The 15,363-nt window shown below is 43.5% G+C and carries 13 protein-coding genes; 6 read left to right on the top strand and 7 right to left on the bottom strand.

The window, feature by feature from the left end; all coding sequences use genetic code 11:
• The 4 genes from oppD to A3K91_RS00125 all read right to left on the bottom strand — a co-directional run bounded on the left by oppD (position 1) and on the right by A3K91_RS00125 (position 4,802).
• Positions 1–1,095: an oligopeptide ABC transporter ATP-binding protein OppD gene (oppD, locus tag A3K91_RS00140; protein ID WP_269465569.1), complete on the bottom strand. Its 1,095-nt coding sequence runs from the start codon at positions 1,093–1,095 to the stop codon at positions 1–3.
• A 12-nt stretch (positions 1,096–1,107) separates the two neighbouring features.
• Positions 1,108–2,013: an oligopeptide ABC transporter permease OppC gene (gene oppC, locus A3K91_RS00135; protein WP_062843473.1), complete on the bottom strand. Its 906-nt coding sequence runs from the start codon at positions 2,011–2,013 to the stop codon at positions 1,108–1,110.
• A 43-nt stretch (positions 2,014–2,056) separates the two neighbouring features.
• Positions 2,057–2,977, bottom strand: a complete 921-nt coding sequence (oppB, locus tag A3K91_RS00130; RefSeq protein ID WP_062843472.1) for an oligopeptide ABC transporter permease OppB — start codon at positions 2,975–2,977, stop codon at positions 2,057–2,059.
• Positions 2,978–3,131: 154 nt separating this feature from the next.
• Entirely contained in the window at positions 3,132–4,802 is a 1,671-nt protein-coding gene (locus tag A3K91_RS00125) for an ABC transporter substrate-binding protein (protein ID WP_136139172.1), read from the bottom strand.
• Positions 4,803–5,876: 1,074 nt separating this feature from the next.
• Here A3K91_RS00125 and A3K91_RS00120 point away from each other — a divergent pair.
• The 4 genes from A3K91_RS00120 (at position 5,877) to A3K91_RS00105 (ending at position 11,122) form a co-directional block, all read left to right on the top strand.
• On the top strand, positions 5,877–8,132 hold the full coding sequence (locus A3K91_RS00120; protein ID WP_062843470.1) for a DUF2157 domain-containing protein: 2,256 nt from the start codon (positions 5,877–5,879) through the stop codon (positions 8,130–8,132).
• A complete protein-coding gene (locus A3K91_RS00115; protein WP_084387206.1) occupies positions 8,129–8,740 on the top strand; it encodes a GDYXXLXY domain-containing protein in 612 nt (203 codons plus the stop codon). The genes A3K91_RS00120 and A3K91_RS00115 overlap by 4 nt, the downstream gene beginning before the upstream one ends.
• Before the next feature lie 246 nt (positions 8,741–8,986).
• Complete coding sequence (locus A3K91_RS00110; protein ID WP_062843469.1) at positions 8,987–9,964, top strand: zinc-binding dehydrogenase; 978 nt, start codon at positions 8,987–8,989, stop codon at positions 9,962–9,964.
• Between the two features lie 153 nt (positions 9,965–10,117).
• Complete coding sequence (locus A3K91_RS00105; protein WP_062843468.1) at positions 10,118–11,122, top strand: YhdH/YhfP family quinone oxidoreductase; 1,005 nt, start codon at positions 10,118–10,120, stop codon at positions 11,120–11,122.
• A 157-nt stretch (positions 11,123–11,279) separates the two neighbouring features.
• On the opposite strand, the gene A3K91_RS14145 is transcribed toward A3K91_RS00105, so the two are convergent.
• From A3K91_RS14145 to A3K91_RS00090, 3 genes are all read right to left on the bottom strand, one after another.
• Positions 11,280–12,326 carry an RES family NAD+ phosphorylase gene (locus tag A3K91_RS14145; protein ID WP_062843467.1) on the bottom strand — a complete coding sequence of 349 codons (1,047 nt, stop codon included), beginning with the start codon at positions 12,324–12,326 and terminating at the stop codon, positions 11,280–11,282.
• 140 nt (positions 12,327–12,466) lie between these two features.
• Positions 12,467–13,000, bottom strand: a complete 534-nt coding sequence (locus A3K91_RS00095; protein ID WP_062843466.1) for an NADPH-dependent FMN reductase — start codon at positions 12,998–13,000, stop codon at positions 12,467–12,469.
• Between the two features lie 89 nt (positions 13,001–13,089).
• Positions 13,090–14,265 carry an MFS transporter gene (locus A3K91_RS00090; protein ID WP_062843465.1) on the bottom strand — a complete coding sequence of 392 codons (1,176 nt, stop codon included), beginning with the start codon at positions 14,263–14,265 and terminating at the stop codon, positions 13,090–13,092.
• Between the two features lie 105 nt (positions 14,266–14,370).
• Here A3K91_RS00090 and soxR point away from each other — a divergent pair, with 105 nt between their 5' ends.
• Together soxR and A3K91_RS00080 are read left to right on the top strand one after the other, a co-directional pair.
• Complete coding sequence (gene soxR, locus A3K91_RS00085; protein ID WP_084387205.1) at positions 14,371–14,820, top strand: redox-sensitive transcriptional activator SoxR; 450 nt, start codon at positions 14,371–14,373, stop codon at positions 14,818–14,820.
• 85 nt (positions 14,821–14,905) lie between these two features.
• The gene (locus A3K91_RS00080; protein ID WP_062843464.1) at positions 14,906–15,358 is read left to right on the top strand and encodes a GNAT family N-acetyltransferase; all 453 of its coding nucleotides are present in this window, start codon (positions 14,906–14,908) and stop codon (positions 15,356–15,358) included.
• Positions 15,359–15,363: the final 5 nt, after the last annotated feature.

The following is a 15,363-nucleotide window of genomic DNA, read 5'->3' as shown; positions in this document are numbered from 1 at the left end:
CTACCCCTCTATCTCTGATGGATGATTGGCATCGATATCCGTCAAGGTATCTAATTTCATTTCAGGGTGCCAATGACAAGCGCGCTGACGGTCGTGCGGCAAAAACTCAAGTGGCGGCGGCGTATCACGGCAGATATCCATCGCATGAGGGCAGCGCTCATAAAAAGGACAGCCTGCAGGCAAGTCCAGTAAGTTTGGCGGACTGCCAGGAATCGTCTCAAGCTTGCCCATCTCGTTATCCAGACGCGGAATGGCTTTTAATAACCCGATGGTATATGGATGGGTCGGGGTATAAAAAATCTCCTCCGTCTCGCCATAAGCCATCGTGCGACCGGCATACATCACAAGGACACGATCACAGATACCCGCTACTACGCCCAAATCATGGGTAATCATAATAATAGTCGTACCGAAGTCGCGTTTTAGCTCGTTCAATAACACCATGATTTGCGCTTGAACCGTCACATCAAGTGCGGTGGTCGGCTCATCAGCAATTAATAATTTAGGGCGACAGAGCAATGCCATCGCAATCATCACCCGCTGACGCATACCGCCTGAGAACTCATGCGGATACATGCCAATGCGTTTTTTGGCCTCAGGGATTTTGACGGCATCTAGCATGCGTATCGACTCTGCCCACGCCTCCTTTTTATTCATCCCCTTATGCAAGGTCAATACTTCGGCGAGCTGATCGCCTATCTTCATATAAGGATTTAGTGACGTCATGGGATCTTGAAAAATCATCGCCACTTGTTCGGCACGGATTTTATTCAGTGCCTTTTGCGACAAGCTGAGTAACTCATTGCCTTGAAAGCGTACTGAGCCTTTGGCATGACCATTTTTTGCCAGCAATCCCATAATGGCAAAAGCGGTCTGCGATTTGCCAGAGCCTGATTCACCAACGATGCCTAAGGTTTCACCCTCATGCAGATCAAAATTTAACCCATTCACCGCTGTCACCAGACCATCCTCAGTCTTAAACTGAACGGACAAATCTTTTACTGCTAGCAAGGTGTTCGAAGGCGTAATGAGACTGTTATTAGAACCATCATTAAGATTGTCATTAATGGTGTTACTGAATTCTTTAGTTACCACGATGTCACTCTCCTAGCGGTCTTTAGGGTCAAACGCATCACGTAGACCGTCGCCAATAAAGTTAAAGCAAAATAAAGTAATGACCAAAAAAGCCGACGGAATCAAAATCTGCCAAGGCGCCACTTGCATGGTGCGAGAGCCTTCTTGCAATAGCGCACCCCAGCTAGTCATCGGTTCTTGTACACCCAGTCCCAAAAAGCTCAAAAACGACTCAAACAAAATCATCGTCGGTACCAGTAGTGAGGCATAAATCACCACCACACCCAGCACGTTAGGCACGATATGGCGTTTGATAATATTAAAGCCTGAGACGCCGCCTACATGAGCCGCTTCGATGAACTCTTTACTCTTCAAGCTGAGCGTCTGACCACGAACAATCCGAGCGACATCCAACCAAGACACCAGTCCGATAGCGACAAAGATTAAGACCAAGTTGCGTCCAAATATCGTGACCAATAAAATCACAAAAAACATGAACGGAAAGGCACTTAAAATCTCTAAAAACCGCATCATCACCATGTCAACTTTACCGCCAAGATAGCCTGACGTCGCACCATAAATGGTACCGAAAAGTACAGCAACCGTCGCTCCCGCTATCCCAACCATTAAGGAGATACGGCCACCAACGGCGGTACGCACCAATAAATCTCGACCAAGTGAATCGGTACCAAAATAATGCTTATTTTCGATAGAAGGCGCAGCTTGCATAAAATTCCAATCGGTCTCGGCATAACCAAAAGGAGCAAACAACGGGACAAATAGGACAAAAGCCCCAATCAGTAATAAGATAAAAAAGCTGGCCACAGCCGCCTTGTTTTGATAAAAACGTCGCCACGCATCTTGCCAAAGACTGCGACCTTTAATCTCTTTCGCTGGCGACAGGATAATGTCGGTGGGCTGGTCTACAATAAGGCTCATAGTTGTCCTTGTAATGATCTGCTTAAATAATAATTCATCATATTTAATACTGAATTTTTGGGTCAATCATGGCATATAAAATATCAACGATGGCATTGAAGGTGATGGTCAATACACCCACCAAAATGGTCAAACTAAGCACCACACCATAATCACGGTTGAGTGCGCCATTCACAAATAACTGCCCAATACCCGGCAAACCAAAGATAGTCTCAATCACGATAGAGCCTGTGATAATGCCGACAAAGGCAGGGCCTAAATAGGAAATCACAGGTAACATCGCCGGTCTCAGCGCGTGCTTCATGACAATCTGGCGCATCGGTAAGCCTTTAGCTCTAGCCGTTCTGATATATTGGCTATTCATCACCTCAATCATTGATCCACGCATGATCCGCGCGATACTGGCCGTATATGCCAAGGCCAAGGCGGTGACTGGTAAGATGAGATTTTGTAACGCGCCATCATTCCATCCACCCGCTGGCAGCCAGTGCAAAATGATCGCAAAAATGAGCACCAGTAATGGGGCTTTAACAAAGCTTGGAATCACAACCCCCGTCATCGCAAATGCCATGAGTACATAATCTATCCATGAGTTTTGCTTAAGCGCTGCGATTACCCCAAAAATCAACCCTAAGACCAATGCTAAGATAAACGCATAAACCCCAAGCTCCATCGATACTGGAAACGACTGCGACAACAGCTCATTGACCGTATAGTCTTTATATTTAAAGGAAGGTCCAAAGTCGCCGACAGCAAGTTGTCCCAGATAATGGATATACTGTAACCAAAGAGGATCATTAAGATTGTATTTGGCTTCAATATTGGCCAGTACGGCCGGGGATAAGGTACGCTCGCCTGAGAAAGGATTGCCTGGTGCTAAGCGCATCATAAAAAAGGAGACGGTTATCAAAACAAATAAGGTCGGGATGGCCTCTAGAATACGCCGAAAAATCAGTTTTAACATAATACCTCTTCTATGGAAATGCTGGCTTCTAAGCTCAATAAAAGCTAGAAAGATACAGCAGATGTAACACGCCATGATGGCTTACTGGCAATAGCAGTGAGTGCAATGAGTCAGCCGAGGTCTCAATCATCGCACTCAGTTTTATCTTGATCTATCAGTGTTTAGCAATGGATAAATCTTTTGCTTGCCAGTTGTTTAGGGCATCTTTCATTGGGAAGCCAATAACATAAGGCTTAACCAAACGAGGGCTGACATAGTGATAAACATTCAATAAAGGCATGTCTTTGTCCAGCTGAGCCTCGGCTTTGTTGTATAAATCAACGCGCTGCTCAGGCGTCACACCTGGTTTTAGCGTTTGTGCCATCAGGCTATCAAAATTGGCATTGGAGTATTTACCGTGGTTGTTACTATTACCTGTTTTTACGATGTTCAAGAAAGTTGAAGCCTCGTTGTAATCACCACACCAACCCGCGCGCGCGATTTGATAGTTACCATTACGGCGAGTATCGAGGTAGGTTTTCCATTCTTTATTGATCAAGTTGACATCTACGAAGCCAAGCGATTGTTTCCATAGCGAGGCGACGGCAAGCGCCGTTTTCTTATGAAGATCATTGGTGTTGTACAGCAGCTCAAATGTCAGTGGATTGCTCTCGCTATAGCCTGCTTCATTCAGCAGTTTTTTGGCTTCTGCCAGACGCTTCTCTTTATCCCATGTTGCCCACTCTGGCATGTTTTTTACACCGCCATTAGTCGCGGTCGGTGTGAGCTGATACGCCGCTGTTTGCCCTTGGCCGATGACCTTATCGACTACCGTGTCACGATCTAATGCCAAGGCGAGCGCACGGCGCACTTTGACATCATCAAATGGTGGTTTGACATTGTTAAATTCATAATAGTAAGTACACAGATAAGGAGAGACGGTTAGCTCATCACCAAGCTGCTCTTTGAGAGACGCAAATTGCTCAGTTGGGATTTCGTTGTAGGTCATATCGACCTCGCCTGCCTGATAGCGCGCCACATCGGTGGTACTAGAAGGAATCGCGAGCATCGTGACAGTATCAATTTTGGTATTGGCGTCATCGTAATAAGCAGGGTTACGCGTTAGGACGATTTGATCATTGACCTGCCATTTGCTGACTTTATAAGGGCCATTGACCACGATATTGGCAGGGTCTGTCCATTTATCACCAAACGCTTCGATCGTTTTTTGGTGGACGGGCTTGACCGAGTTGTGAATCATCATGTCTGGGAAATAAGGCACAGGCTCTGATAAAGTCACTTGCAGAGTTTTGTCATCTAGTGCTTCTACGCCAAGGGTGTCTATACCCGCTTTACCCTCAACGATTTGCTCAGCGCCCACAATCTTGGCATCGACTAGATAGCTCGAATAAGGAGAAGCGGTATTTGGATCGACCAGACGGCGCAAGCTATAAACAAAATCCTCTGCGGTCACAGGATCACCATTTGACCACTTGGCATCACGCAGCTTAAACGTCCACACTTTGTTGTCTGAACTCTCCCAACTTGTCGCCATACCCGGAATGGTTTTGCCATCCGCATCCGTATTAGTCAGCCCTTCAAACATCTGACGGTCGATACCTGCTTCAGGGACGCCAGAGACTTTGTGCGGATCAAGCGACTCTGGCTCGGCAGCGTTATTGACAACCAATTCTTGAGTGTCGGCCAATACGTTTGGATCGATATTTGAAGATTGGCTGGCAGTGCCATCGCTTGCAGAGTTGTTGCTACAGCCTGTCATAAACATGGCCAGTACAAGAGAAGTGGGTAAAAACACAGACGTCAGAAGGTGGTTGGAAGGGCGCATCATGTAATATCCTAGCAGGTAAGTGGCTGGGCGGATTTACTGAGTTGTAGTAAGTCCATTTAATTTATCCGTATGCTGATACTTATCCACTCTATTCATACTCTAACCACGAGCACTCTAACCACGCTCACAGCAATCATCGTCACAGCAATCATCGTCACAGCAACCAATGCTGCAGTGCTCCTGAAATCGCGGTCTGATAGGCTTGAAGGCGTCAGATCTGAGCACAAACTAATTCTCAATATTTATACCACTCGTCGCTTTATTCGACCGTTGAAGCATAAATCTTGAAACAAAATTGAGACTTAATTATGGTAATAGAGATGACTTTGGATAATTATTAGTAACATTATGGATAACCATTAGTAATAAAAAACAGTATCAATGTCAACAATTTTCGATATGCTCAGATTGAACATAAGTGCGAAAAATATCTAAAAATAAGTTTTTTTGATGGCTGAAAATTGAGTAAAAATCCAGTAATAACAGAAGTTTTTTATTGTATTTATAACCTTTTATCGTCATAAACATACCGTTTATATCTCTTTGTTTGATACGACTTGCTTTATGATTTTAGCCAACGGTTATGATTCGCAAGGTCTGTATTCATAAGGTATTGAGCAAAACGCACAAAAAAATATGGTAATTTCCACTTACAATATTGTTTTTAATAACTAATCACTGGTCGTAAAAGACCGTTGAATATAGTTGTCCGCCAATCCTGTGACGGTGGTATCCATCGTCAAACTTATTTTCTGTGATAAAACCCTCTCAATATTTTATTTTTTTTCTGTCATTTATTTTTGTAAGACTTGGATAAAATTGTGGCAAAAATAAACGTTAAAAAAGCATTTAGAGGCAATAGCGTCATCAGCAGTTTTCTGTTGAACAAGGTCATTAACGAAATGAGTCCCTATCGTTTCATCATCTTGTACCTATTTTTGCCAAGACTTTATCGAATTGAGCTGTCTTAAAAACGCTACAATTATACTAAGAGGATTGTCGATAAATGACTGGGTTCAGCTGGTAGTTTTGATAAGATAGTCTTTACACTGTTTTTAATGAGAGCGTGCTATGAACCAACCACAGCGCACGACTGAGCATTCGCTTAAACACGATACCTCTCCTATCGAACGCGCCGATGATACGGCTGCCCACTTTGACATCTACCCAACCAAGCAGACATGGCTTGCTTTTTTTGATAAAGCGCTGCTGGTGATTGGATCAGTCGCACTGGCGTTAGCCCTTGTTTTCTTTATCGCTTATAACTGGTTAGACATGGGCAAAATGGGTAAGTTTGCACTGGTCGAAGGCGCACTGTTTATAACCATTACCCTATACGTTGGCTTGTGTGTTAGGCGACAATTTCTCCTCATTCGTCAACTGCTTTTGCTCATTGCCAGTATCATCACTGGCAGCCTACTTGCTTTGTTTGGACAGACCTATCAGACGGGCGCAGACACATGGCAGCTGTTTTTTGTGTGGGCGCTATTGATTACGCCGTGGGCCGTGATTGCTCGTTTCCCTGCGCTGTGGTTGTTGTGGTTGGGTCTGCTGAATGCCTGCCTATTGTCTTATTTAGACGTGACTGGTTTTTTGTTAAACGATAATATATACCAAGGCGTGATAGAAATAGGCGCGCTGGCCGTCATTAATTTTGTCGCACTGAATCTCTGGCTATTTTTTATTGATCACAAAAGCCCCTCTCAAATAACTTCTGCCAATGCAGATATAGACACTCCGTCTCCTACCGCCGCTCATACACAAAATCAGACTAGAGCTGGTTTGCACTGGAGCACTTATGTGGTTGGTTTATTAAGTACCTACGCCATCACTCACCTCGCTATCTTCACCATTTTTGACAACGGTAATTTCACGATACCTATTGTTTTATTATCGCTATGGGTCATTTGGTTTGGCTTTATGGTTTGGCGATTTTACCAATACCGTGTTGATGTATTGATGCTGACCTATGTCAGTGGCTCTATCATTATTGTGGTGATGTTTTGGGCAGGTAGATTTTTATTAGAAAACACTAATAGCAGTGGTTTTTTAGTGTTGGCGCTGCTATTGGTTGGCATGAGTTCAGCGACCGTTGTTTGGCTACGTAAAGCAGCTCGTTTAAGTCATAAGCGCACTGCGACAAGTGACATGGTTAACGAATCGGTTGAGGTCAATGCGACTGATAGAAGTGCAATTGATGGAAGTGCAGCTGATAAAAATGGCGAAACAAGCCTTTCAAATAGTAATGATCAAGAAGATACACCTTGGTTTGTACACGTCCTTTTTGGCTTTAGTGGGCTGTTAGCCAGCCTGTTTTTTATTGGTTTTTTGACCTTAATATTAGAAAGTACTGGCGCGTTAGACAATGCAATGATGATAGGCATGATTGGGCTGTTGTTGAATGCGTGTGGCTTCCTCTTATTTAAATATGAACACCGACGTCACAGTATGTTTTTGAGCAGTCTGGCCTTCATGATCAGCGTGGCAGGTCAATCATACGTGGTGTACAGCTTAATCGAAAGTAGTATCAGCCATCCGCTTAATGTGTGGGTATTTTTATTGCTACAAAGTGCTTTGATCTTTATCGTGCCAAGCTTTATGTACCGATTGATTGGGAGCTTAGTGGTGTTTGGCTGCATGGTTTTTTTACTCGGTTATTACGCTCTACCCGAAATCAGTCTGGGTCTATTGGCATTGATTGCAATTGTCAGTCATTTACAGCGCTATCGGTTATTGCGACGCATTTCAGCTCGGTGGCATTTAGCAAGCTCTGAGGTGATAAAAGCCATTGGTTATGCCAGTGCGCTCATGCTTTTATGCATTTCTGTCTATTTCATTGTCGACGAGTACCGTTATGGCTTCGATAATAACGACGAGCTGTTTCGTTATCATTACTACTGGGAACAAGGACTGCTCACACTCGCCAGCCTATATGCCGCCTACCTCATTTTGAAGCGTTACCGTGTCCAATGGCATTCTGCCGTAGGGTTGATGACTGGCAGCGCTGTCATTGTCTTGGGTATTGTATCGACCTATGTTACAGGCTTACTGGCCACTAGCTTGATTATCATCATTGCCATGGCCAATAGCAAACGCACTCTGTTAGGTATTGGCGTGTTCGCCTTGGTTTGCTATGTGTTTTGGTACTACTACCAGCTCAATACGTCTTTATTGGTCAAATCTGTCTCCGTGCTGGTAGTCGGTATTGTACTGCTACTGCTGCGCTGGATATTGATCAAGCGCTATAGTGCTCACGACTTACCTGCCTCTGGAGCACGCATCCAGCATAACGCCAGTCAGGTCGATAGTGAGGAGCCTTTATCATGAATGATGCCAATAAATATACTAATGCAAGCAACGTCTCCACCTCTGCTCTAGCACGGTGGCAAAAACCAGCCGTGACCATCACTATTGCCATACTGGGTTTGGTCGGTATTTTGACCTTTATCAGTATAAATGTGATGAAGTATGAGAGGCATCTTGCTAGTGGTGATCCTGTGTTATTACAACTGGCGCCTGTTGATCCACGCGGCTTTATGCAAGGCGATTATATGACGCTTAGTTATGCCTTGGAGCGCAATGTTTTGGATGTGTTAGATAAAACTGGTGACCGTCCTAAATCGGCTGACAGCTACGTGATAGTCGCTTTAGATGAGCGCGATGTCGGGCACTTTGTACGCTTGGCAGATAGTCATCAGCCCAATACATTGGCGACCAATGAAAAAGCTATCCGTTACCGTCTGCGCAACGGCTCAGTAAAACTTGCAACCAATGCTTTTTTCTTTCAAGAAGGTCATGCCAATGCTTTTGAAGCAGCAGAATACGGCTTGTTTCGCGTCAATGACAAGGGTGATCCGCTACTGACCAACCTCGTCAACGAGACATTTGAAGTGATTGACCCAACAGATATAGATAAAGCCAAAGTTAACAATTAAATAAACTGGGCAACTGCTACTTCACAACTGTAAGCAAAGACTAACCTTATTTAACCAAATAAGTACTGATAACGATAAGCTGGACTTGCTACTGTGGTGACCGGATAACGCGCTTCTTGACGGAGCGCTGATAACTAAACATTGATGAACGAACTGATAATGATGAATGAGCTGATAATCAACCAATAATAATCTATTCAGTCATATACGATTACTTCATTCAAAATAAATAAAAAGGACACACCCATGCGTAGCGCAACTTATAGTAAATTTGGCAAACCCACCGAAGTCTTAAGCCTTGGCGACAGCCCTATTCCTGAACCAAAAGCCGATGAGGTACGAGTCAAAACCATATTGGCCTCTATCCATAACCATGACCTACTCACCATTCGCGGTCAGTATGGCTTTAAACCAGAACTGCCAGCCATCGGTGGTAGTGAAGCCGTCGGCATCATTGATGCGATTGGGGATAATGTGAAAGACGTCAAAGTCGGTCAGCGTGTCGCGGCTGCCAGCGTACAAGCAACATGGGCAGAGTACTTTGTGGCCTCAAAAGATATGGTGTTTGCTGTCCCTGATAGCTTAGAAGATCAAATCGCAGGCCAGCTTATCGCCATGCCGCTTAGTGCCTTGATGCTCATTGAATTCTTAGAATTAAAAGAAGGACAATGGGTCATTCATAATGCAGCCAATGGTGCGGTCGGTAAATCACTTGCGATGCTCGCCGCTGCACGTGGTATCAATACTATCAATGTCGTCCGTAGTGCGGACGCGATAAAAGAGCTAGACGCGCTGGGTATCAAAAATAACATCAATACCTCAGATGACGACTGGAAAGATCAGGTTCGTAAACTCGTGGGCGATGACAAGATAATCGCGGCAGTTGACTCAATCGGCGGTGAGTCTAGTAATGACTTACTAGAATTGCTCGGTCATGGTGGCACGTTGGCCTCGTTTGGTATCATGTCAGGTAAGCCAATGAACCTAGATCCAACCAATATCATCTTCAAACAAGCAGTTATCAAAGGCTTCTGGGGCAGTAAAATCAGCCAAGAGATGAGTGTGGATAACAAACAACGTTTGATTGATGAGCTGATCGAACGCGCGACCAATGGCAATCTAAAACTGCCTGTCGAAGCCACGTTTGATTTGGCAGATATCAAAAAAGCCGTCAATGGTGATTTGCAATCCAGCAAAAACGGTAAAGTGTTATTAAAACCTTAATGTCTCACTAACTGTCAAAGTCTACTCACGCAAAGCATATGCAAAAGCCCATTGGTATTCATATAACAATACGGTGGGCTTTTTTTGCTTAAATAGATAAGGCAAACAGTCACTCATAAATACCAACAACAAAAAATAAATAGGGATATCACCATGTCAAACCAACCAACCTTTAACGCCTTAGTCGTCGAAGAAGACGCCAATGGTAATTTTAATAAAAGCATCCAAGAGCGCAGTCTCACTGACTTACCCGAAAACGATCTGCTTATTGAAGTGCATTATTCATCACTCAACTATAAAGATGCCATGTCAGCATCAGGCAATAAAAGAATCACCAAGCACTACCCGCACACACCTGGTATTGATGCCGCTGGTGTCGTGATCAGCGACAAGTCTGGCACCTTTGAAGAAGGTCAAGAAGTCGTGGTATTTGGTTATGATCTTGGCATGGACACCTCAGGCGGACTTGGTCAAATAATCTCTATACCTGCTGACTGGGCGATAGAATGTCCAGAATCGTTGACATTAAAAGAAGCGATGATATACGGCACAGGCGGTTTGACAGCGGCTTTGAGTATCCAAAAGTTAGAAAAAATGGGCGCAAAACCCAGCGATGGACCAGTCGCAGTCACAGGTGCAACGGGCGGCGTGGGTAGTATCAGTATCGCGATCTTAAAACACTTGGGTTATGAGGTGATTGCGTTTTCAGGTAAGCCTGAACAAAGCGAACACTTAAAAGCGCTGGGTGCAAGCGAAGTCCGTCATCGCGATACCATCAATGAGATCGGACAAAAACCTATCGGCCGTGAGCTATGGGCAAATGCAATTGATACCATCGGTGGCGATTACTTAGCCAACTTGCTCAAACAGACCAAAGCAGGAGGCGCGGTCACCAGTTGCGGATTGGCAGCTTCCCCTGAATTTTCGATGACGGTTATGCCATTTATCACAAGAGCCGTGTCGTTATTGGGTATTGATTCGGTCTATATTCCATTGGAAGATAAAAAGGCGATTTGGCAGCGTGTTGCTACCGATATGAAACTGCCTAATCTGGAAAGCTATGGCGAAGAGATTACATTGGCGCAAACGCCTGAATATTTGGATCGGTTTATCGCGAGTAAGACGGTGGGACGTTATGTGGTGAATGTGCGGGGTTAGGGTTTTAAGTTTAAGTATTGATGTAAATAAAGGCAGCACTTCTTTTGAGGTGCTGCTTTTCTTCGAGAAAAAGTAGGTAGTTAAAACTTATATTCGCTTACTATCACAAACTTTCAAAGATGCTCATGTAGTAAGAATCAATAAGGTGGAAATAAGTTTAGTTCACATCTGCTGGACCAAAAAAGTAATCATATACTACTCTATTTAGAAACAACTTATTTATGCTTAGTACTTCAACCAGTTTATCTTCTATAGGTTGGCCAAAAATAGCAATGTTCGGGATCTTACCAGATTCTTCAATTTCTCTGAAATCATCTATATTATTATTTAAACTTTGATATGTAGAAGGTGATGGGAGCGCTCCTAGTCTGGCCTGTGTAAAGAAAGATGGAAAGATAATACCGTCAAACCCTTTCTTGTAAGCTTCCAAGCTTAGAAGTCTCAAAATTTCGTAAGAATGCTTGCCAGCATAGAACAACATTATAAGAGAAATATTTAAGCTCTCAAACTCAGTAACGTTTTCTAAAATTTCTGTGCTTAAATCTAACATCTTTAAATTTTCCAAAGGTCTAATTGTAGCGACGTACAATTCATCAGTTACGCTTACTCTACACTCATGAATACAAACCTCCAAATCTTGTGAAGCATAGAATATCTTGAAGCCTTCTGAATCCAGTCTACCTTTTCCTGGAAAAGGTGAGCTATCATACTCACCTATATTACTAGGTTCACTTGGTGCAACTCTCAATCTATAGAATATTTTTGAAGTATCAAGTTCAAGAATAGGGTATTCGCTGATTATTCTCTTTATTACCTCCATTCTCTTATCTTTATCTTGAAGGTCTTCTAAGGGCGTGATATAGCCAAGAGTCCATAATCTGGGTCCATAATGAAAAAATCCCACCTTTAGATATTTTTCAAATAACCTTATATCTTGATTAATGTCGTCTGTACAAACGATGCTTGTTTCTTGATACTCATTGAACTTGATGCGGGGTGCACCTCCATAATCCCCTTTAACACCACTTCCCATTACAAAAAACTGATGAGCTAAATCCTCTAAAATGCTTTTTGTCAGTTTGTAGCCTTTAGTATCTTCACAATTTGTACATCTCATATCGTTTTTAATACCAAGTTTTTGTGCCGAGATTTTTAAACCTTGATTAGAAAAACAACTTGAACATAGAATAAATGACTCTTTCATGTTTGCACCAACGGTATCGATTATTTTTTAATTCTACCCTATATATGATTTGAAAAAATCGAGTTAATTATATCTATTAGCAAAAAAACACCCAACCAAGTTGAGTGTTTTTTTATCGCTTCTTAAAGTCAGTTCAAGGATTAAAGCGCGCTAATAGCCTCATTTAATTTTTGATTAAACGCTTCATCAGTGACAACGCCTGTCTCTGCATCAAAGTTATCAAAGAAGTTAGGCAATGACAGTGCGCCTTTGACATCAGCTGCAAAAAACGGCGCGGACCCTTCTGCCGCAGCAAGCACGCTTTGAGCGCCGCTAGGCCCTGGTGACGTGGCCAGCATAATCATTGGTTTGTCTTGATATACCTTCATATCGATGCGTGATGCCCAGTCAAATAAGTTTTTATAAGCAGACGTATACGAGCCGTTGTATTCGGCAAACGAGATGACAATCGCGTCCGCCTCACCAATCGCCTGATAAAAATCATGCGCGAAAGCAGGGATCCCGCTTTCTTTTTCGCGCTCTTCGCTAAAGATTGGCATCTCAAGATCATGAATGTCGAGTAGCGTGATATTTACATTATCTATGGTATCATCGATTTGCGCCGCGCTATAGCGAGCCAATTTTTGATTGATTGAATTTCTGCTGTTGCTGGTACCAAAGGCTAGTACTTTCATTATAAAATCCTTATGATCGTTGTTATTTTTAATCTGTCGTGAGAGTAAAAAACGCGTTGCGGTTAGATGCAATGTGACACCATCACATATTATGATACGGACTTCGCTTTTAGCATGAAGGCGCTTGCGACTGCCAGCGTTAAAGTAAAGCCCGCCGTTACCAAATAAAAATGGCTATAAGCCAGTGCCGAGATAAGCGCAGACGTGACCAGTGGTGACACAAACTGTCCGATAAAAATACTGCTTGTCAGTACGCCTGACGCCAATCCGCGCTTGTCACTGGGTACAAACGCCAGCCCTGTTACCATAAAATTTGGCATCACAAGGCCCATGCAAATGCCCATGAGCGCACACCCAAGGGCAACCAAGCCAAAAGAGCTGGCCTGTGAGAGCACCAACATACCCACGCTCATGGCCATAAATCCTGCAAACGCCACACCATGGCTATGAATCTTAGCGACAAGCTTGCCAAAAAAGACACCAGATATCGCTGCTGCAAGTGTGCCTGCACCCATAGCCAACCCAGCTTTACTTGGGTCTATAATACCGATATCAACCATAAAAAACGGTATTTGCGTCGGTAGAATATAAAAGACGATTAAGTGACAAAAAAGAAAAACAGCACAGCCTGCAAGGATTCGTTTCCAGCCACTATTTACATCGGTATCGTCTGGCGGTTGATCCGACTTGGGATTGATAGGTTTACTATTTTTGATAGAGACAAACACCAACGGTACCAAAAAAATGGCAAGTCCATAAATATAAAAAGGCAAGCGTGCGTTAATACTGGCCAAATATCCGGCGGTAACGATAAATACGATGCCGCCAATATTAGAGAATGCTTGTTGCAACCCCATGAATTGACTGCGTTGTTGGCCAGAAAAATAATCCGCTATCAAAGCCGTGATGGCCGTCATCAGACCAGCGACACAGATACCTAAGATTGCACGACTGATGAGAATGGCCTCCAGTCCTGCCAGTTTTGCGCCTGCTGCACCAGATATCGCAAACATAAGGGTTGAGAGAATAATCTGATTTCTACGGCCAAATTTATCGGCGGTCCAGCCCAAGATAGGCGCAAAAATAACCACAAACAGCGCGGGTATCGGTAGCAGCATTTTTACCAAAAGATCGGCAGAGGGCGTTCCCGAAAACTCACTGGCCAAACCCGGTAGCGCAGGTGCAATGGTCGCATTGGACATCACGGTTAAAGTAGAAATCAAAAGCAAGCATAGTGAGCTTGATGCTAATACGTTAACTTTCATGGATTGTTCTCTTTTTGGTCGCCTGTGCGCTCAAGTATTGGACTTGAACTCATATTGATTTGCGCCTATTCTGCTACCTAAACCTAAGTTGAGGTCAAGCGAAAAATGCAAAAAAAACTCATTCCTGAATGGATATCGGTGGGTGTACTTAGTGAAAGGACAGGCGTATCGATATCAGCCTTACATTTCTACGAGAGAAAAGGGCTAATCAAAAGCCAAAGAAATGTCTCAAATCATCGGCAATATCCAAAGCACGTCATTCGTATCGTCTCTTTGATTCAAGTGGCACAGCGTACAGGCTTTTCGCTAGAAGACATATTATTAGAACTTCAAGAATTGCCAAATCATACTCGCATTACCCTTGAAGACTGGGAGGCGCTGGGCATCAGATGGCAAGGAGAGCTTGATCGAAAAATCGTACAGTTGACAGAGTTAAGAGACATGATGAGCGACTGTATCGGCTGTGGTTGCCTATCGCTTGAGCGTTGTAAACTGCTCAATCCTTATGATGAATTGGGTAAAAGAGGCGCAGGGCCACAGCGGCTGACGGGATAAACACAGTCTTAATCAACAATGAGTCATGACCTAATCCACCAACCTTGCTACAGTAGCGTATTATCCATAATCAGACGGAAACCTTATGATAACTTGGCAGCTCAAGCCTTTCACTGAATTAACAACCATCCAACTGTATCAACTCCTTAAACTCAGAGTGGACGTGTTTGTGGTTGAACAAAAATGTCCATATCCTGAATTGGATGATAAAGATCATCAAAAAGACGTTTATCACTTGTTAGGTTATGCCGGTGATAAGCTTATCGCCTGCGTCCGTTTATTACCAAAAGGCGTGAGTTATCCATCCGTCAGTATTGGCCGTGTTGCTATCTCAGCCAATCATCGCGGCGGCGGTATTGGTCATCAACTGTTAGAAGAAGCCTTGAGAGCTTGTCAGTCTTTATGGCCCAATGAATTTATTGAGATTGGCGCGCAAGAGTATCTAGAAGCGTTTTATACACAACATGGCTTTGTCAGAACCTCAGACATGTATTTAGAAGATGACATTCCGCATATTGATATGATTTTGGAAAAATAATTTCT

Origin of the sequence: Psychrobacter alimentarius (assembly GCF_001606025.1) — a bacterium.
Classification (GTDB): domain Bacteria; phylum Pseudomonadota; class Gammaproteobacteria; order Pseudomonadales; family Moraxellaceae; genus Psychrobacter; species Psychrobacter alimentarius.
The sequence above is the reverse complement of the archived record's forward strand: the minus strand, read 5'-3'. Positions and strand labels throughout refer to the sequence as shown.